14 protein-coding genes and 1 tRNA gene are annotated in these 18282 nt (G+C 68.9%); 8 read left to right on the top strand and 7 right to left on the bottom strand.

All coding sequences use genetic code 11. From position 1 onward, the window contains the following. Positions 1-94: 94 nt before the first annotated feature. Positions 95-168: transfer RNA gene (locus ACFV15_RS35285), tRNA-Leu, on the bottom strand. Between the two features lie 118 nt (positions 169-286). Between ACFV15_RS35285 and ACFV15_RS35290 the strand changes: the two genes are divergently transcribed. Further along, positions 287-508, top strand: coding sequence for a DUF3618 domain-containing protein (locus tag ACFV15_RS35290; protein WP_378356077.1), 222 nt, complete (start codon positions 287-289; stop codon positions 506-508). Here ACFV15_RS35290 and ACFV15_RS35295 read toward each other — a convergent pair. Next, complete coding sequence (locus tag ACFV15_RS35295) at positions 505-951, bottom strand: hypothetical protein (RefSeq protein ID WP_378356079.1); 447 nt, start codon at positions 949-951, stop codon at positions 505-507. The two genes, ACFV15_RS35290 and ACFV15_RS35295, sit on opposite strands and share 4 nt — an antisense overlap. 156 nt (positions 952-1107) lie before the next feature. Continuing rightward, positions 1108-1686, bottom strand: a complete 579-nt coding sequence (locus tag ACFV15_RS35300; RefSeq protein WP_378356125.1) for a TetR/AcrR family transcriptional regulator — start codon at positions 1684-1686, stop codon at positions 1108-1110. Positions 1687-1791: 105 nt separating this feature from the next. On the opposite strand from ACFV15_RS35300, the gene ACFV15_RS35305 reads away from it, so the two are divergent. Further along, entirely contained in the window at positions 1792-3261 is a 1470-nt protein-coding gene (locus ACFV15_RS35305) for a flavin-containing monooxygenase (protein ID WP_378356080.1), read from the top strand. A 78-nt stretch (positions 3262-3339) separates the two neighbouring features. Here ACFV15_RS35305 and ACFV15_RS35310 read toward each other — a convergent pair whose 3' ends face one another. The 3 genes from ACFV15_RS35310 to ACFV15_RS35320 all read right to left on the bottom strand — a co-directional run bounded on the left by ACFV15_RS35310 (position 3340) and on the right by ACFV15_RS35320 (position 7922). After that, positions 3340-3810 carry a helix-turn-helix transcriptional regulator gene (locus ACFV15_RS35310; RefSeq protein ID WP_370944122.1) on the bottom strand — a complete coding sequence of 157 codons (471 nt, stop codon included), beginning with the start codon at positions 3808-3810 and terminating at the stop codon, positions 3340-3342. Positions 3811-3969: 159 nt separating this feature from the next. Beyond that, the gene (locus tag ACFV15_RS35315) at positions 3970-5367 is read right to left on the bottom strand and encodes an LCP family protein (protein WP_378356127.1); all 1398 of its coding nucleotides are present in this window, start codon (positions 5365-5367) and stop codon (positions 3970-3972) included. A gap of 461 nt (positions 5368-5828) precedes the next feature. Then, positions 5829-7922: a phospholipase A2 gene (locus ACFV15_RS35320; protein ID WP_378356082.1), complete on the bottom strand. Its 2094-nt coding sequence runs from the start codon at positions 7920-7922 to the stop codon at positions 5829-5831. A 746-nt stretch (positions 7923-8668) separates the two neighbouring features. Here ACFV15_RS35320 and ACFV15_RS35325 point away from each other — a divergent pair. The 6 genes from ACFV15_RS35325 to ACFV15_RS35350 all read left to right on the top strand — a co-directional run bounded on the left by ACFV15_RS35325 (position 8669) and on the right by ACFV15_RS35350 (position 16680). Continuing rightward, a complete protein-coding gene (locus tag ACFV15_RS35325) occupies positions 8669-9190 on the top strand; it encodes a PadR family transcriptional regulator (RefSeq protein WP_378356084.1) in 522 nt (173 codons plus the stop codon). Beyond that, positions 9187-10401: an FtsX-like permease family protein gene (locus ACFV15_RS35330; protein ID WP_378356086.1), complete on the top strand. Its 1215-nt coding sequence runs from the start codon at positions 9187-9189 to the stop codon at positions 10399-10401. Before ACFV15_RS35325 ends, ACFV15_RS35330 begins: the two co-directional genes overlap by 4 nt. Positions 10402-10434: 33 nt before the next feature. Then, positions 10435-11145: an ATP-binding cassette domain-containing protein gene (locus tag ACFV15_RS35335; protein WP_378356087.1), complete on the top strand. Its 711-nt coding sequence runs from the start codon at positions 10435-10437 to the stop codon at positions 11143-11145. Beyond that, entirely contained in the window at positions 11142-12554 is a 1413-nt protein-coding gene (locus ACFV15_RS35340) for a hypothetical protein (RefSeq protein WP_378356088.1), read from the top strand. The genes ACFV15_RS35335 and ACFV15_RS35340 overlap by 4 nt, the downstream gene beginning before the upstream one ends. Next, complete coding sequence (locus ACFV15_RS35345) at positions 12545-13174, top strand: hypothetical protein (RefSeq protein ID WP_378356090.1); 630 nt, start codon at positions 12545-12547, stop codon at positions 13172-13174. Before ACFV15_RS35340 ends, ACFV15_RS35345 begins: the two co-directional genes overlap by 10 nt. A gap of 101 nt (positions 13175-13275) precedes the next feature. After that, positions 13276-16680, top strand: coding sequence for a tetratricopeptide repeat protein (locus tag ACFV15_RS35350; RefSeq protein ID WP_378356091.1), 3405 nt, complete (start codon positions 13276-13278; stop codon positions 16678-16680). On the opposite strand, the gene ACFV15_RS35355 is transcribed toward ACFV15_RS35350, so the two are convergent. Beyond that, complete coding sequence (locus ACFV15_RS35355; RefSeq protein ID WP_378356093.1) at positions 16664-17797, bottom strand: GGDEF domain-containing protein; 1134 nt, start codon at positions 17795-17797, stop codon at positions 16664-16666. The two genes, ACFV15_RS35350 and ACFV15_RS35355, sit on opposite strands and share 17 nt — an antisense overlap. Positions 17798-18282: the final 485 nt, after the last annotated feature.

The following is an 18282-nucleotide window of genomic DNA, read 5'->3' on the forward strand; positions in this document are numbered from 1 at the left end:
GGGGGCGGGGGGGCTCGGCCCAAACAGAAAAAGACGAAGAGGCCGCTGGTGGGAGCGCGGTTACGCGCGAACACCAGCGGCCGAAGAACTCGAGTGCGCCCGGAGAGACTCGAACTCTCACTGGCACGGACCTAAACCGTGTGCCTCTGCCAATTGGGCTACGGGCGCGACGCGGACAGCCTAGCGTGCGGGGTGATCAGATTGGTCGGGTGTGGCCGATGGGGCGGGTGCGGGCGGCGTGATCTACCGTGGGTCGCCTGCACAGGTACGCCTGCGAGGAGGAGACGTGGCCCGCGACCCGGAGACGATCGAGCGCGACATCGAGAAGGCCAGGACCGCGCTCGCCGCGACCTTGGACGAGCTCGGTACGAAGGCGAACCCGAAGGTGCTCGTCGAGTCGGCGAAGAGCTCGGTGCGTTCGACGCTGAACGATCCCAAGGTGAAGTACCCGCTCATCGGAGCGGGTGTGCTGATCGTCGCGCTGCTGGTGCGGAAGCTTTTCCGCTAGGCCAGTTTGGAAGCCGCCGCAGGCGGTGTCGTCGCCTTCTGAGGCGTCGGCACCGCCCGGTTCTTTTTGGTGGCCTGTGCCGGTGCGACCGGACGCTTCTCCTCGACGGCCTTCGATAGCTGCTTGCTGGTGGCGAGCGGCGTCTTGGGTTGCGCCTTGACCGGCTTGCCGGGCGGCGGGATCTCGATGGGCGCGAGCGCGGCCTCGGGGAGGGTGAGCCTGGCCGTCATGTACGCGGACGTGAACGCGAGCGCGCTCCCGTTCAGCAGATGTACGACGGTCGGCCTGCCCTCTGGCGCGATTTTGTCGACCAGCTGGTCGGTGGTATCCCTCGCCGCGATGATGCCGGGCGCCCGGGCCGTGAGCTTTTTGCCGAGGCCGCTGACCGTGATCGTCCAGTCGTCGTCCTCTTGCACGTAGACCGCCGTGATCGGTTCCGCCATCTGTCTCACCCCGTTCCCTCCTACGCCGGACACTCTGACACGCCGGTCCGTTCTACTTTCTACATGATATCGATACCTCAAAGCGACTCTGTGTCACAAGTAACTTGAGGTAATACACGTCGGGTGACGACCGATCGGCCTAATGCACGAGCATATTCACGGTCGGGCACGGTTGCCCAGTCCCGCCCAGAGGATGTCCATGGCGAAGCGGGTCGCGGCCTCGGGAGTGACGTCGTCGTGGCGTTCGCACCAGATGGCGAGCCGTTCGCAGGCGCCGACGACGAACTCGGCCGAGGCCTCGGCCTGGAGCCCGGAGTCGGCGTCGAAGTGCTCGGCCATGAGGGTGGCGATCAGGTCCGTCTGCTGCCGTCTGGTCTCCTCGATCTCGTCCGAGGCGGGCGTGCCGATCAGGGCCATCTCGTGCCGGAGCAGCGACCAGGCCTGGCGGCGCTCGCGGATGAAGACGAAGAACGCCAGCAGCCCGCGGTGCAGCGCGTCCTCCGGTGAGGTCGCGCCGAGCGTCGCCTGCGCGGTGACCTCGCGTAGCGCGGCCCGTGACTGGCGGATGCAGGCCAGCAGCAGGCCTTCCTTCGAGTTGAAGTACTCGTAGAGCATCGGCTTCGAGACGCCGACGCGTTCCGCTATGTCGTCCATCGACGCGGCGCTGTACCCGCGCTCGGAGAAAACGGCCTCGGCTGTCTCGATCATCTGCCGCTCACGCTCTGCTCGTGGCATGCGCTTGCGTCGTGCGGTGGTCACGCAACTGAGACTACCGCTGGTAATCTACTCCAAGTAAGGTGGACTTCGAGTAACACCTAGCCGCCGTGGAGGAACGCCGATATGGGTAAGCGGATCGAGACGGGAGTCGTGATCGTCGGGACCGGGTTCTCCGGCCTCGGCATGGCGATCCAGCTGCGCAAAGAGGGGCGCGAGGACTTCGTCATCCTGGAGAAGGCCGACGACGTCGGCGGCACCTGGCGTGACAACACCTACCCCGGGTGCGCCTGTGACATCCCGTCGCACATGTACTCGTTCTCCTTCGAGCAGAACCCCGGCTGGTCGCGGGCGTACTCGCCGCAGCCGGAGATCTGGGACTACCTGCGCGAGGTCACCAAGAAGCACGACCTCACCCGCTACACCCGCTTCGGCCAGGAGATGACCGGCGCGCGCTGGGACTCCGACGAAGCGCGCTGGCACGTGGTGACCAAGGCGGGCGACGAGTTCGTCGCGCGCTTCCTGGTCTCCGGCATCGGCGCGCTCCACATCCCGCAGATTCCCCGGCTGCCCGGTATCGAGCGGTTCGAGGGCGAGACGTTCCACTCGGCGCGCTGGAACCACGCTTACGACCTGAAGGGCAAGAAGGTCGCCGTGATCGGCACCGGCGCCTCGGCCATCCAGTTCGTGCCGCAGATCGCGCCCGACGTCGAGCAGTTGACGCTCTTCCAGCGCACCCCGCCGTGGATCATGGCGAAGCCGGACCGCGAGATGCCGACCTGGGCGCGCCGCGCGTTCGGTTCGGTGCCGTTGCTGCAGCGTGCTTTCCGCAGCGCGCTGTACTGGGCGCTGGAGGCGCGCGCGGTCGGCTTCAACGGCCACCCCGGTGTGATGAAGATCGGCGAGAAACTCGCCAAGCGGCACATCGCGAGCGCGATCAAGGACCCCGAACTGCGCGCGAAGCTCACCCCGGATTACACGATGGGGTGCAAGCGGGTCCTGGTCTCCAACGACTACTACCCGGCGCTGACCCGTGACAACGTCGAGGTGGTCACCGACGGCGTCGCCGAGGTCCGCGAGCGGTCCGTCGTGGACAGTGCGGGCGTCGAGCACGAGGTCGACGCGATCATCTACGGCACCGGCTTCCACGTCACCGACGCGTTCGACGACCTGGACATCATCGGCAGGGACGGCCGCAACCTGGGCAAGGAGTGGGGCGCCGAGGGCATGCGGACCCACATGGGCATCACCGTGTCCGGGTTCCCGAACCTGTTCTTCCTGCTCGGCCCGAACACCGGGCTGGGGCACAACTCCGTGGTGTTCATGATCGAGTCCCAGATCCGCTACATCGCGCAGATGCTCCGCGAGGTCGAAAGCCGTGGGGCGAAGGCGATCGACCCGCGCGCCGGTGCGCAGGAGCGGTTCAACGCCGACATCCAGCGCAAGCTGGCGAAGGGCATCTGGACGCAGGGCGGCTGCCAGAGCTGGTATCTCGACGCGAAGGGCGTCAACCGGACACTGTGGCCGGGATTCACCTGGAAGTACTGGCTCGAGACCCGCAAGGTGAAGACCGAGGACTTCGAACTGCTCGGCTGACAGGCGCCGGAGACCGGCCCGCCGCGAAATCGAGGGGAGATCGCGGCGGGCCGGCCTGCGGCTGGGGGAGGGGAAGGGTCAGGAGTTCAGCCTGCGGAGCCTGCTGATGAGGTCGACCGTGGACAGTCCGCACAGCTCCGCCATGCGTTCGAGCGCGGCCAGGTCGAAATGGACCTCGGACGAGACCGGGCCCGTTTCCGGCTGGCCCAGCCGATCCTCCGCCCAGCGGCGCAGCGGGCCCAGTTCCGGCTGGGCGTCGGCGATGACCTTGCGCAGGTCGACGCGCACCCGGCCGGGTTCGTCGGTGAACACGCGGCGATGGACTTTGGCCAGCAGATCCTGCGGGAGCTCGTCCATCGCGACGCACAACTCCACCAGCCGCACCACGGAACATTGCCGGGTGCCCAATTCGTAGGTCGCCAGTGTCTGCAAGGAGATGTCGCTTTGCAGACGCTGATTCAGCTCCTTGCGCGTCCAGCCGCGCTGGCGCCGGAGCTTGCGGAGCTCGTCTCCGAGCACCCGCTGGTAAGTCTCAGCGTCGATCAGCACACCTCGTCCCCTGCCCTGCCACCAGCTCGTTGCCCCGCGAGCCGTCTTCACAGGTATGTAAGTCCCGAGGTGGCCGCTCATTACGCGATTTCGGTGTCAGTTTTCGCGCCGACTTCGCGATTGAGCTGAATGGGCTAACGGAGATGAGCCGAACGGCCCTCAGTTGACGCAGGTGACGCCGTTGGCCGTGATCGTCTTGTCATCTGGCGGCGGCGCGGGGGACTCGGGCTGGGCGGCACCCTGAGCAGCGGTTTCCGTGGCGCCCTGTCCTGAGTAGTCGGTGCCGAGCAGCACCAGCACGTGCCCGGCCGACACCGTCTTGTCCTCTTCGACCGTCGGCTTGCCGCCGAGCGCGTCGGCGACGGTCTCGCCTGCCGGCTTCTGTCCCTTGGGGACACGGATGACCGTCGTCTTGCGAGCCGTGGAGTTCGCCGCGTCGCCGGAGGTGAACCCGTGCTCGGCGGTGAGCGACTGCAGGACGCTCGCGGCGAGCCCGCTCTTGCCGGTGCCGTTGCGGACGTCCACGGTGATCGCCTTGTTGTTCGCGTCCGGCTTGGACTGCTCCGAGGGCGCGGCCTGGCCGGTGGTGCCCTGGATGAACTCCTTGACCGCGCGCGGGTCCACCTGGATCGCCGAGCCGTCCTCGGGGGTCTTGAAGTCCATGTCGACCACCGGGATGGTCTTGAACTCCAGCTGCCCTCCGGTGAGGCCCTTCATCTGCTGCGCGAAGCCGATGATGTCCCAGCCCTGGTTCAGCACGACCGACTTCTTGACCGCCTCGGCCAGGTCGGACAGCTTGCCGGGGTCGGCGAGGGTGCCCGCCGAGATGACCTTCTTCGCCATCGAGGCCATGAACACCTGCTGGCGGACCACCCGGTCGAGGTCACCGCGCGGCAGCCCGTGCCGCTGCCGGACGAACTCGAGCGCCTCGACACCGGAGATGGTGTGCTCGCCCTTGGTGAAGTTCGCGCCGGAGAACTGGTCCTTGACGTCGTTGTTGAGGCAGACGTCGACGCCGCCGATGGCCTTCGTGATGTCGCTGAACCCGAGCAGGTTGACCGCGGCGTAGTTGTCGATATGCGAGCCGGTCAGCTTCTCGATGGTCTGGATCAGCGTCTTCGCGCCGGCCTGGTTGGCCTTCTGGTCGACTTCCTTGGGGTCGGTGACGCCCTGCTTCTGCAGTTCCTTGCGGGTGGAGGTCAGCGCGCGCGCGTACGCCGAGTTGATCTTGTGCTTGCCGTAGCCGCCGGGGATGTCCACGTAGGAGTCGCGCGGCATCGAGATGGCGACGGCCTTGCTGCCGTCGTTCGGGATGTGCACGAGGATCAGCGTGTCGGTGTTGAGCTCGCCGTCGGACTCGCCGGCGCGCAGCTCGTCGAGCACGTCCTGCGAAAGCGGGTTCCCCTGCGCGTCGGTGCGGCTGTCGAGGCCGACCAGGAGGATGTCGCGCGCGCCGTCGGCAGGCTTCTCACCCTCGGCGCCTTCGATGACGTCCTGCGTGGTGAGGCCGTTGACCAGGCCCTGCATCGCGGCCCACGCGTACCCGGTCACGCCCATGACCAGCAGCGAGATGACGCCGATCGCGATCTTCGGCCCGCGCTTGGACTTGCGGGGCGGGTCGTCCACCACGCGCCGCACCGGGCGGCGGTCCGGCGGCTCGGCCGCGGACGACCGCGCCGGGGTCCGGGCAGGCGGCTGCGGGCGGGGCCTGGGTTGCTGGCCGGGGCGGCGGGCAGGCGCGGGCCTGCCGCTCGCCGAGGCGCCGGTACCGCCGGCGGGCCTGCGTACGGGCACGCCGCCGGACTGCTCCTGCCACGGGCGGGAGGGACGACGGTCCCCTTGCCCATTCCGAGGCGGGTTGGTCACGGGCGGCTACTCCTTCGCGGTCGATAGGCCGACGGTCTTGGCGAACTTCTTGGTGAACGCTGTGTTGGTGGACGCATGGTGCAGTGCGTGGGTTGTCGTAGGTTGACACATCCCCCTCAAGGTGTGTTCCGCAACACCCACTTTGCGGATCATCACGGTCTGGTTGCGTATTTTGCCCTGTTCAGCACGCCCCAGAACATCGCCAGCACCGCGAAGGCCGCCGTGGCCCCGTGCAGCAGCGGCCCGACCAGGTCGTGGACGTCGCCGTCCGCCGCGGCCAGCAGCGACGGCGCGCAGGCCAGCCCGCAGATCAGCCAGGTGGTGGCCGCCGCGCTGGTGCCGATCCGGACAGTGTGCAGCAGGAACACCCCGAGCAGCAGATGGATGAGGCTCTGGATCGGGTCGAGCCGCAGCCCGAGCAGGCTGGCCTGCGCGGACACGCTGAGCGCGAACCCGAAGACGCCGAGCGTGGCGTAGACCAGCCCGACCACGACCGCGGACCTGGCGAGCAGCGCGGTGAGCCTGCCAGGCGGATCGGTCGGGCGCGGGGCTCGCGCGCGGCGGCCGTGCTGCTCGAACCACCAGAACACCAGCGCGGCGGGCCCGGCGACCAGCAGCAGCGCGAACAGTGTGCGCGGCTTGACCAGCCACTCCATCCGGCCAGGCAGGTAGACGATCGCGATCAGCAGCAGCATCGCGGCGAGGAACACCAGGTAGAGGCTCATCGGCGCCCGCAACGCGAGCCGCGTGGCACGCAGGATCTCCGGCCGCCGCCCGAGCCGGGCGAGTGGCCGGGCGAACAGGCCGAGCAGGCCGAACTGCGCGAGCCCGAGCAACAGGACCGCCCACGCGGGCGCGGCGAGCGCGGGTGGTGAGCCGGGGCTGCCCAGCAGCGTCAGCGGGCCGCCGTTCACCACGCCCGCGGTGACCAGCCCGCCGAGGCCGACGGCCACAGCACCGCCGAGCAGCAGCCGTGACGGCCTGGTCCTGGCGAAGGCGAGTTGCTGGGCGAGCAGCGCGAGGCCGAGCGCGGCCGCGTACCGGGGCAGCGGCGAGCCGAGCCAGCTCGCCGTCAGCTCGCCGAGAATCACCAAGCCCAGCAAGGAAAGCGTGGCCGCGCGCTGGTTCACCTTCAGCAGCGGCGGGGTCGCGATCACAGTCAGCAGGTAGACGCCGAGCAGCCACAGCGGATGCAGCGCGATGCGCAGCACGGTCGACGTCGTCCCGCGCGGAATGTCGAGCAGTTCCATGGCGAGCGGCAGCACCAGCGTGACCACGACGAAGATCAGCGCGGGCCGCAGCAGCCAGCTCGCGCGGTGGGCGAGGTACTCGCGATAACCGCCCGCCTTGCGCCAGCCCGCCGCGTTGGAATGGCCGCCCGCGAAGAAGAACAGCGGCGCGAGCTGGGCGAGCCAGGTGACCGGCCAGAGCCAGCCCTTCCCGACCCCGGCCCAGTGCGCGAGCGCCACGCTGGATTCGCCCACCACGATCAGCCCGATACTCGCGACCGCGAGCACGGACCAGCGGTCCACGCCTGTCTCCGGTGGCGGCAAAGGTGCGGGCCCGGTCCGTCGCGTGTGGAGCCAGCCACGCAGCCGGAGCACGAGCAGGCAGCCGATCACCGCGACCCCGGCGAGCATCGGCCCGATCGGGTCGCCGACCGGCGGGCCCCAGCGCTGGTGCCACGAGTTGACCACCAAGCCCGCCGAGTAGAGGGAGGCGACCACCTGACAGGTGCCCGGTGAGTTCATCGGGTTGATATGGCACATCGCGTGCATATCGGCCGAGAGCCGGTCGTCGAGCGCCTCACGGGCGTCCGGCGCCAGCGGATGGCCCTTGCTCGCGGAGTAGCGCAGCAGGTCGTAGCCCAGGTCGTGCGACTTGCACGCGGCCGAGTAGTCCCACTTGGTGTTGTCGTCGCCCCACGGCGTAGAGCAGCCACCGTCGACGTGCACCGCCCGTACGGTGCCGTCGCGCGCGGCGAGCGCGCCAGGGCGGATGCCGGTGTACGCGGTGAAGTCCGCGGGCAGCTTGGCCAGCGCGTCCGGGCGCGTCCCCGGATGCACGAGCGCGTCGATCGCGGCGCGCGCGGCCGCGACGTCCGGTGGCGGCGGGCCGGTGTCCGCGGGCGACGGCGCGCGGGAGGCGACGAAACCGAACCCGAAGACGACCAGTACGACCAGCAGCAACCAGCCCGACGTGGACAGCGGGCGCCGTAAGCGCGAGTGTTCGGTCGGATCAGTCACCCCACAAGGGTCCCAGCCCCGCCTCGCCGCCGACATGGGGATTACCCCCGGGTGTCCTGTGGCACTCCGCAGGACCCGACTGTGGTTTTCCGCAGGGTCCCCCTCGGCCGACCCGCGTGAACACCCCGTTCACAACCCTCGACGTCAGGAGCCCGGCGAAGCCGCGCCCTCCCGGGCCGGCTGAAGGAATGAACGCCCCGTTCACAACGCTGAGCGACGCAAACGCCCCGTTCATCCCGTCCTGCCTCGGTCCAAAATCACACAAAAGCGACAATATGGGACAAAAAGCGCAGGCTGAAAGGAACGAACGGGGCGTATGTGTCACTCGGCGACGCATAAGTGGCGTTTGTGCGCAGTCGACACGAGGCGGGTGACTTTGCTGGCGCCCTGACCTTCAAAGTGGCGTTCGCGCCGATCCGGGAGTCGGGGGTGGCGGGCTTCCCCTCGACTTGCCCCTTTGCGGGTGTCCCGATGGCCGGGAGTTGCCGTTCGGCGGGATATGCGCAGGTCAAGGCACTTTTGGTGGCGCGTGTGAGCGTGGGTGGGCGGCGGCGTCGACTCCAGGGGAACTTCACTGAGGTCTCGCTAGCGTGCTGGGCGGCGGAACCGGCTGGTCCGCCGATGGCTGGTTTGAGATGAAGGAAGCAAGGTTGTCCAAGGGATTCCAAGTGTCCACCCGATCATGAGCGGATAGCACCCGTCGGCGCTATGCACCGGGTGTAGACACTCGGTGTATAGTTGTCGGCATGTCCGTGAAACACGCGTTGCTGGGTTTGCTGGAGAGCAGGCCGAAGCATGGCTATGAGCTCAAGCGCACCTACGACGAGCACTTCGCGCCGGACAAGCCGCTGCATTATGGGCAGGTGTATTCGACGCTCGCCAGGCTGCTCAAGGGCGGCCTCGTGGAGGAGAGCGGCGTCGAGGCGGGTGACGGGCCCGAGCGGAAGCGGTACGCGATCACCGAGGCCGGGGTCGCGGACGTCGCGCAGTGGCTGGGGACGCCGGAGGAACCCGCCGCCTATCTCCAGAACACGCTGTACGCCAAGGTCGTGCTGGCGCTGCTGTCCGGGCGTGATCCCGCCGAGGTGCTCGACGTGCAGCGTGCGGCGCATCTGCGGACGATGCGGGAGCTGACCGGCCGCAAGAGCTCGGGTGATCTCGCCGACGAGCTGATCTGCGACCACGCGTTGTTCCATCTCGAAGCCGACCTGCGGTGGCTGGAGCTGACCGCCTCGCGGCTCGGTGAGCTGGCGGAGCGGGTGACATGAGGACCGATCTCGCCATCGGGATCCGGCTGGCGACCGGGCGGCACGCGCTCGGGCGGTCCCTCTTGGTGGCGGGCGATATCGGTTTGTGCGTCGCGGTGCTGCTGTACGCGGCGGGTGCCGTCGGGCCGCATCCGGCCAGGCTGATCGCGGTCGGGTCGGTCGCCGGGTTCCTGCTCGCGCCGCTGATCGTGTTCATCGCCAGCGTCGCCAAGCTCGGCGGACCGGAACGCGACCGCAGGCTCGCGACATTGCGGCTGCTCGGCGCGAGCGCGGTGCAGGTGCGGCGGGTGGCGGCGGCCGAGTCGCTGACCGGTGTGGTGGCGGGACTCGGGCTCGGGATCGGCTTGTTCGCGGCCGTCCGGGGGCTCGGCGCGCTGTCGTGGTCCGCGTTCGTGGCGCTGACCGGGATCGTGCCGGTGCTGGCCGCCGGTGCGGCGCTGGCCGGGACGCGGAGCACGGTCATCGAGCCGCTCGGCGTGGTGCGCGAGGCCGAGACGGCCGCGCGGCGGTTGCGCTGGCGGCTGGTGCCCGTGGGGCTCGGGCTCGCACTTCTCGCGATCGGCATGACGGCCACCGGCGAGACCGCGGACATGACGGCCTCGGCCGGCTTGGTTTCGATTCTGGCGTCGATCCCGGTTTTGCTGCCCTGGCTGGTCGAACGGGCGGTGAGCGGGCTGCGTGGCGGGCGTCCGTCGTGGCAGCTGGCGGTGCGGCGCCTCCAGGCGGACAGCGGCACGCCGAGCCGGGTCGCCGGCGGGGTCGCGGTGCTGCTGGCGGCCGCGGTCGGCGCGCGGACGGTGCTGCGGTCCGTGCCGCCGGTGCCGCTGCTCGGCGAAGGTATCTATTTGATGTCGGGTTTCACGCTGCTCGTGGCAGGCGCGAGCCTGCTCGTGCTGGTCGTGCAGCAGCTGAGCGAGCGCAGGCGCGCGGTGGCCGCGCTGGCGGCGAGCGGTGTGCCGTGGGGTGTGATCGGGCGTTCGCTGCTGTGGCAGAACCTGATTCCGATCGGTTTCGGCGTACTGGTGGCGGATCTCGCAGGTACCGGGCTCGCCGCGACGATTCTGCGCATGGTCGGCGCGCGGATTTCTTTCGACTGGGTATTCACGCTCATTGTCAGCGCGCTGGCCGTGGTGATGGTCATGGCCGTCACCTTGTCGGCCATTCCGATAGTGCGTGCGGGCGCGCACAGCGACGCTTTACGCGAAGAATAATAGTCTCTCGAATTGTTCATTGGGGTGAACTCTATGGTTTTCACGGTCTCAGCGAAAGGGCTGAGTAAAAGCTACGGGCGAAAACAAGTACTCGACAAGCTCGATTTCGAGGTGGGCAAAGGTGTCACCGGGCTGCTCGGCCCGAACGGTGCCGGAAAGACGACATTGCTGCGGTGCCTGGCCACCGCGCTCAAGCCGGATGGCGGATATATCGAGGCATTCGGGCTCGACCCGAGTGACCGGTCACAACGGACCGAGCTGCGGCGCCGCCTTGGCTACCTGCCGCAGGACCCTGGTTTGTACGGGCATTTCACGGTCACGCAAATGGTCGACTACATCGCGATCTTGAAAGAGATCACCGGCAGGCGCCGTCGCGCGGAAGAAGTCCGGCGGGTGCTTGCGGAGGTGGATTTGACGGAGCAGGCGCCGGTCAAGGTCAAAAAGCTTTCCGGGGGCATGCGGCAGCGGCTCGGTATCGCCGCCGCGCTCGTCGGTGACCCGGGCTTCCTGATACTCGACGAACCGACCGTCGGCCTGGATCCCGTGCAGCGCATGAGGTTCCGGTCACTGGTCAGCAGACTCGGCGAGTCCAAGGTGGTGCTGCTGTCCACCCATCAGACCGAGGACGTCGCCGCGGTGTGCGAGCGCGTGCTCGTGTTCAGCGCCGGGAAGATCATCTTCGACGGTGACACCGATGGGCTCGGCCCGACCGTCGAACACGGCTACCTGCGGCTGCTCGCATGAGCCGGACCTTTGGGGCACTGGTGCTCTTCGAATCCCGGCGCCAGTTGCGAAACCCGGTACTCCTGCTGCTCGCCGCCGTCACACTGGCCGCGCGCACGGCGGCCGGCTGGCGGCTCATGCCGAACTGGTCACTCGCCACAGTGGACACCGCGACCGCGCTCCTCATCCTGGGCGCCGGCGCGATGCTGGCTGCGAACCTGGCGGCCCTGCGTGACAGCCGTGGCGCGTTCGCCGAATTGCTCGCGCCGCTGCCGAGCAGGCCGAAGGTGCGGACGCTGGCCGTGCTCGCCGCCGCGACCTCGGTGTCGGTGCTCGTCGCGGTCGTGGTCACCGGGCTGCATTTCGCGTCGCTGGTCTGGGGCAGTGTGCCGGTCGGCCGGTTCGACGTGACCGAGCTGATCACCGGCGTGGCCATGGTCGCGCTGCTGACCGCGATGGGCGTCGCGCTGGCCAGGTGGGTTCCGGTGCTCATCGCGGCGCCGCTCGCCGCGCTCGTGCTGACCTGGGCGATGTTCCAGTTCCCCGGCTCCTGGCTGCTGCCGGTGGTGCCGGACCTCAAGATCGTCATCGACTCGACCAGGCCGCCACTGTGGCATCTGCTCTACGTCGCGGGATTGTTCCTCGCGGTCGCGGCGGTGGCGCTGCTGCGGCACGGGCCGAGGCCGGGGTTCGTGGTCGCCGCGGGCACCGCGTTAGCCGTGTTGGGCGGTGTGCTGACGTTGGGTTCGCCGGAAGCGGCTTCGCCGTCGGCGACCGCGGATCGGACCGCGCCGCGCGGGCCGGTGACCGCTGGCGCCGACCATTGCCTGGCGCACAACGGAATCCGGTACTGCTCGTTCCCGTCCTTCGCGGCGTGGATTCCTTTGTGGCAGCAAGCGATCGAGCCTGTCGTACAGGCGGCGCCGCCGGCGGTGCGGGAACGGGCACCCGAGATCGTGCAGCGGGTCACCATCGGCACGCTGGGCAAGCCGTCGGCGATCATGCCGCCCGTCACGTGGGGCCGCAACGGCGGCGAGGTCGAGTCGCGGCGGTCGCTCGCCGCGCAGATGGCCGGTGTGCTCGCCGGTTTTCAGTCGCGGGTCGGCTTGCTGGAGTCGATGGACGGCTGTGACGCGCGGGATCGGTCGCGCACGGTCATCGCGCTCTGGCTGACCGGTCAAGTGGAGAAAGCCGTTGTACCGCAACGGGTTTACGGACGACCCGACTCTGACATGGGCGCGATCGACTACGGGGAAACCGAACTCCGGTACGCGGCGCGGCTGCTGGCGGACCCGGACGCGAGACAACGGATCTGGTCGAACTGGGACGTGCTCGTCGATCCGTCGACCACGATCGCGAAAGCCTTGCCGCTACTGGGTTTGCCCCAGACCGAGCCCATCGAACCCCCGCGAGGTGTGCCATGTCGGTGACGACCTTCGCGCGGGCGACGGGCTGCCTGGTCAAGCCGGTCAGCCGCGCTGTCGACTGGGTTCCGTTCGCCGTCGCGGTACCGGCGATCCTCGCGCTGGCACTCGTGACCGAGGCCGAGCCGGTCACCTTGGCCGCGACGGTCCGCCTGGGCGCGTTGCTGCTGGGGGCGGCGGCCGGATTCGCCATGGTGGACCCGGTCGCGGTCGTGACGCCGGTGCCCCGCTGGGTGAGGCAATGGCTGCGCACCACGCTCGCCTTCGCGGCGGCGGCCGTCGCGTGGTGTGTGGTGTTCGCGGTGCTCGCCTTCCGGGCGGTGCCTGGCGTCGACACCGGTTTCGGTGGGTACGCGCTGGAGGCGGCGGTCTGCGTGAGCGCGGGACTGGCGTGCACCGCCGTGGTCGCGACCCGGCGCGCCGACCGGATGACAGGTGCGGTCGGCGCCGCCGTCCTGCTGGCGGTGGCGGCGAGCACCCTCTTCTACGAGGGCCGCGTCTGGCCACTGCCGGAAGAACCGGAGTGGGCAGCCGTCCACCAGGCTTGGCTGTTCGCTTTCCCAGTCCCGTTAACAATCTTGACCCTCGCGAACGGGTGGGCCGAACGGGTGACGGCCTCGGCCTGAACCGGCAAAAGCGGCAGATCTTGTCGGTGTCGTCCGGCATGATGGCTGTTCATCACCGTGTTGAGAGGGCGGCGCGGTGAATACGGGGCGGGGGAGCCACCGTGGAGCACAACCCGATCGCCTTCGGCCAGGCGCTGCGCGCGTCCAGGCTGAGGGCTGGGCTGACCCAGCGCAAGCTGGCGGAACAGGCGGGCGTCAGCCTGCGCACGATCAGGCATATCGAGCAGGGACAGGTCGAGCGGCCGAGACAGGACTCCATCCGGCGGCTCGCCGCCGCGCTGGAAAGCCGTGGCGAGTCACCGTGGACCGGAGCGGACGGCGCGCTCCGGATCGGCGTGCTCGGGCCGCTCGAAGTCGCCAGAGGCGAGAGCGCGGTCCCGCTGGGGCCGCTCAAGCAGCGAAGCCTGTTCGCGGTGCTGGCGTTGCAGCCGAACGAGGTGGTCTCCCGCGAGGAGATCATCGACGTGCTGTGGGGAGACAGGCCGCCCGCCAGCTGCCTGAATCTGGTCCACACCTACGTTTCCGGGCTGCGCAAGCTGGTCGAGCCGAGCCGCGCGCGCGAGTCCGGCGCGGTGATCTCGTTGGTGAGCGGGGGATATCGGCTCACCGCCGACCCCGGCGAGCTCGACCTGACCCGGTTCGACGAGCTCGTCGGGCAGGCGCGCCGCGCGCCGCACGGCGAGGCGCGCAAGGAGCTGTTCGAGCAGGCACTCGATCTCTGGCGCGGGCCCGTGCTCGCCGACCTGCCGCCGAACGTGCGGCAGCATCCGGTGGCGGTCGCGCTGGCCGGGCGCCGGGTCACGGCCACGCTCGCGTACGCCGACACGGCGCTCGCCGTCGACGGCGCGGAGGACGCCATCGACCGCCTGCGCCTGGTCGCGCATCACGAGCCGTTGCACGAAGGTCTGCACGGCAGGCTGATGCTCGCGCTCGCCGCCGCCGGGCAGCAGGCCGCCGCGCTGCGGGTGTTCGCCGACATCCGACAGCGGCTCGGCGAGGAGCTGGGAATCCAGCCTGGCAAGGACATCCGGCTCGCGCACGGCAAGGTGGTGGAGGGCGAGCCGGTCCACCACGAGAACCGCCCGGCGCAGCTGCCCGCCGAGGCGGCCGGGTTCGTCGGGCGTGGCGAGCAGGTGCGGTCGCTCAACGCCGCGGGTGCCAGGATCGTGGTCATCACCGGCACCGCGGGCGTCGGCAAGACGGCGCTCGCCGTGCACTGGGCACACCGGCTGCGCGCGCGGTTCCCCGACGGTCAGCTGTACCTCAACCTGCGCGGGTACGCCGCAGGCCAGCCGGTGCGGCCGCTCGAGGCGTTGAGCCGGTTCCTGCGCGCGCTCGGTGTCTCGCCGGATCGGATCCCGGTCGACGAGGACGAGGCCGCCGCGTTGTTCCGCACCACGGTGGCCGATCGCCGGGTGCTGGTGGTGCTGGACAACGCCGTCGACGTGGCGCAGGCGCGGCCGCTGCTGCCCGCCGCCGAGGGCTGCCTGACGATCATCACCAGCCGGGACACGCTGGCCGGGCTGAGCGCTGCCGAGGACGCGCACCGCCTGCCGCTCGACGTGCTCGCGCCCGAGGACGCGCGGCTGCTGCTCACCAAGATGGTCGGCGACGCCGAACCGGCCGAGGTCGCCGAGCTGGCCAGGATCTCCGCGTACCTGCCACTGGCGCTGCGGGTCGCGGGCGCGAACATCGCGTCGGCTCCGCACGGGACCGTCGCCGGATACCTCGCCGAGCGCCCCCACCCCGTCGACGGCGATGTCCGCTCGGCCGTGCACGAGGCGTTCGACCGGTCGTACAACTGCCTGGACCCGGTGGCACAACGACTGTTCCGGCTGCTCGGTTTCGTGCCGGGCCCGGACTTCACGGCCGAGGCCGCGGCGGCGCTCGGCGGCGACAGCGTGCCGAAGACGCGGGAGCTGCTCGGCACACTCGGCGCTGCCGGGCTCGTCCACGAGCATGTGCCTGGCCGGTTCCAGTTCCATGACCTGCTGCGGGAGTACGCGATCTCGTTGCCGTCCGGCGACGAGCCGCCCGCCGCGGTCGAGCGGCTCTTCGCGTTCTACCTGCATCGAGCCGACGGCGCGACGCGGCTGCTCTATCCACACGTGCTGCGTTTGCCGGTGCCTCAAGGGAAAGAGCCCCAAGAAAAAGAGCACTGGCCGCCGAACGAGACCGACGCGGTCGGCTGGCTCGACGCCGAGCGGGCGAACCTGTTCGCGGCCGCGGCGCAGGCGGTCGAGTACGGCGTGCCGTCCTACGCCTGGCGCATCACCGACGCGTTGCGCGGATACCTGTGGACGCGTGGCTACAGCGCCGAGGGCGTCGCCGCCTGTCAGGAAGGCCTGCGTGCCGCGCAGCGGGAAGACGACCTCGCCGCCGAGGGCTCGATGCGCAACATCCTCGGGCTGATCCGGTACAACCTCAGCGACCATCCGGCGGCGATCGAGTGCCACACCAGCGCGCTCGCGCTGGCGAGGCGCCTCGGCGACCGGCTCGCCGAGGCGGCCGCGCTGCACAACCTCGGCCGGGTGTACGCGCAGACCGGGCATCACGCGGACGAGTCCGCGCACTACGAGGAAGCGCTGGAGATCAACCGGAAAGCCGGAAATCTCCACGGCGAGGCCAGCGCGCTGAACTACGTCGGCGTCGCCGCGCTCGCGCTGGGCCAGATCGCCAAGGCCGTCGAGTGCTCCACCGCCGCGCTCGAACTCAGCAGGGAACTCGGCGATCCCGATCTCGAGGCGCGCTCGATGCACAACCTCGGGCTCACCCATTGGTCGCGTGGTGAGCTGGACGAGGCCATCGAGTCGTTCTCCGAGTGCCTGAGAATCGTTCGCTTGATCGGAAATCGGCACGGCGAGGCGCCCGCGCTGGTCTGCCTCGCCGAGGCGCACTGCGAAGCGGGCCGGTACGCCGAGGCCGAAGTGCGGGCGAGGATGGCCATCGCGCAGGCACGCGCGTCCGGCGAGCGGCGGCATGAGGTCGGCGGGCTGGACATCGTCGCGAGCGTGTACCTGCGCACCGGGCATCACGAGGCCGCGGCCCGCTACTACCGGAAAGCCTTGGCGCTGGCGAAGGAGATCGGGTTCAGTTTCGGCGAGATGTCCGTGTTGATCGGGCTGTCCGTTGTGGACCGAGAGTCCGGAAGGGCGGATTCGGCCGTTCAGGATTGTGAACGGGTACTGGGGTTGGTACGCCAATCGGGTTCACATGTGCTGGAAGCGAAGGTGCTGATCGAGCTGGCGCACGCACGGCTGGCGCTCGGCGAACTCGGGCAGGCGCGTGCGCGGGCTGGTGAAGCGCTGGTTTTCGCGCGGAACCGGGGCCAATACCGCGATCAGGCGCGGGCGCTGATGGTGCTCGGGCTCATCCGGGAGGCCGCGGGTGAACAAGAAGGGGCGGCCGAGGCGTGGAAAGCGGCGCTCGCGCTGTTCAGCAAGCTGAGCCTGCCGGAGGTGGACGACGTGACGGCGCTGCTGGACCGGCTCAGTGGTGATGCTTAGGCGTGACGGGGGCTGACCGGCCTTTCTCCGCGTACTCGACGCGGTTGCGGCCGCCCTCCTTCGCGCGGTAGACGGCGCCGTCGGCCGACTGCAGCAGTTCGTCGAGCGTCGAGCCGTCCTTGGGAAAGAGCGCTACCCCGATGGAGGTCGTGCGGCCGGTGATGGTCGCCTTGCCGCCGTGGTTGTCCGTGGTGACCACGCGTAGACCGGCGATCGCGGTGAGTACACGGTCCGCTGCGGCCTTGGCCGCTTCTTCCGCGATATCCGGGAGTAGTACAAGGAATTCCTCGCCACCGAACCGGCCGACCACATCACTCGGTCTAGTGACTTCGCCCAGAGTTTGTGCCACGTTCCGTAGAACATCGTCACCGGCCGGGTGACCGTAAGTGTCGTTGATCCACTTGAAGTGGTCTAGATCGATCATGAGCACCGCGAGCTTCGCTTCCGATTTGGCCGCTCGGGTGAGTGCGCGTTCCGCCGATTCGGACCAGCCCCTGACGTTGAAAACGCCCGTTTTGGCGTCCGTGCGTGCCTCCGACTGCAGCTGATTGATCTCGGCGAGCCGGTTGCCGACGACACTGATGAGGACGAGGATGACGATCGCCGGCGGAATGTTGACGATCAATACCGTTGTTATGGTTCCCAGGCCAATGGTGGAGGCGTCGAGCAGATTGTCTGCTTTGCTGCCGAGGATGTTCCGCAGCGTCGGCGCGGTCGTGCCGTCGACGGCCAGCAGCGCGCCGATCATGACGGCTTGCAGGGCGGCGTAAGCGAAACCCGCCAGTAGGAGTAGTCCGAAGACAGCCCACGAACTGGACTGGTCCAGTCGCCCCAGGTTGTCGCTCGAAAGCCAGAGGAAGACCCGCTGGGCGAGCAATGCCGCGGCCGCGTGCGTGAAAGTCGTGAACACGAACTTGTGCGGCGGCCGCCGTGAGTTGAACCAGCGCTGCACGCGGATGATGAGAATGAGCAGCAGTGTCAGCTGAATGGGCAGCAGCAAAGCCGCCGGAAGAATCCAGATACCGCCGAGATCGATGTGGACGGCCGTTGTCCGGTTACGCCGTCGCTCTTCCTGACGACGCGTCAGCTGAATGTGCAAAGTCGCGCAGGCGGCCAATGCGGAAACGCGAAGCCAATCTATTCCGGTGATCGGACCGGCCGTGAAAGTGCCCCACGCGAGAAACGCGATGACAATTATTTCCCAGCTCAGCAGAAATGCGATCATGGGTCGCGGTTTTGTCCACAGATCCCATTTGCGGACCGATTTCCAGGTCAGTCCGCGCAGTTGTTCGATTATCCGGCCGCGCCGTCCGTGCGGATGGGCGGTCGGTGAGGCCGCCGAACCTGGTGGGACATTCACCGAGGTGGCCGGGCCGGGCGCGGCCTGTGACGGGGTGGCGCTGAACGTACCGCGCTGTTCGCCGTGCGAACTTCCGATCATGGCCCACCTCCTCCCGACAGGCGCGCCAGCGGTTGTGTGTCGGTTCCCGCTGTGGTCCTGTTATTAATCATCGGTATCATCCCATCCAACAAGTTCTCGCCGCCGGACCCCAGCGGGAGAACAGAATTGATCAGATGTCCACTCGTGAACCCCCATCGCGA

The sequence above is a fragment of the Amycolatopsis sp. NPDC059657 genome (assembly GCF_042734395.1).
Lineage (GTDB): Bacteria > Actinomycetota > Actinomycetes > Mycobacteriales > Pseudonocardiaceae > Amycolatopsis.

Excerpts from the sequence above, each read along its gene's own strand:
- ACFV15_RS35305 (WP_378356080.1), top strand. The coding sequence starts at position 1,792 with ATGGGTAAGCGGATCGAGACGGGAGTCGTGATCGTCGGGACCGGGTTC.
- ACFV15_RS35315 (WP_378356127.1), bottom strand. The coding sequence starts at position 5,367 with ATGGGCGTGACCGGGTACGCGTGGGCCGCGATGCAGGGCCTGGTCAAC.
- ACFV15_RS35325 (WP_378356084.1), top strand. The coding sequence starts at position 8,669 with ATGTCCGTGAAACACGCGTTGCTGGGTTTGCTGGAGAGCAGGCCGAAG.
- ACFV15_RS35295 (WP_378356079.1), bottom strand. The coding sequence starts at position 951 with ATGGCGGAACCGATCACGGCGGTCTACGTGCAAGAGGACGACGACTGG.
- ACFV15_RS35345 (WP_378356090.1), top strand. The coding sequence starts at position 12,545 with ATGTCGGTGACGACCTTCGCGCGGGCGACGGGCTGCCTGGTCAAGCCG.
- ACFV15_RS35335 (WP_378356087.1), top strand. The coding sequence starts at position 10,435 with ATGGTTTTCACGGTCTCAGCGAAAGGGCTGAGTAAAAGCTACGGGCGA.
- ACFV15_RS35300 (WP_378356125.1), bottom strand. The coding sequence starts at position 1,686 with ATGCCACGAGCAGAGCGTGAGCGGCAGATGATCGAGACAGCCGAGGCC.
- ACFV15_RS35330 (WP_378356086.1), top strand. The coding sequence starts at position 9,187 with ATGAGGACCGATCTCGCCATCGGGATCCGGCTGGCGACCGGGCGGCAC.
- ACFV15_RS35340 (WP_378356088.1), top strand. The coding sequence starts at position 11,142 with ATGAGCCGGACCTTTGGGGCACTGGTGCTCTTCGAATCCCGGCGCCAG.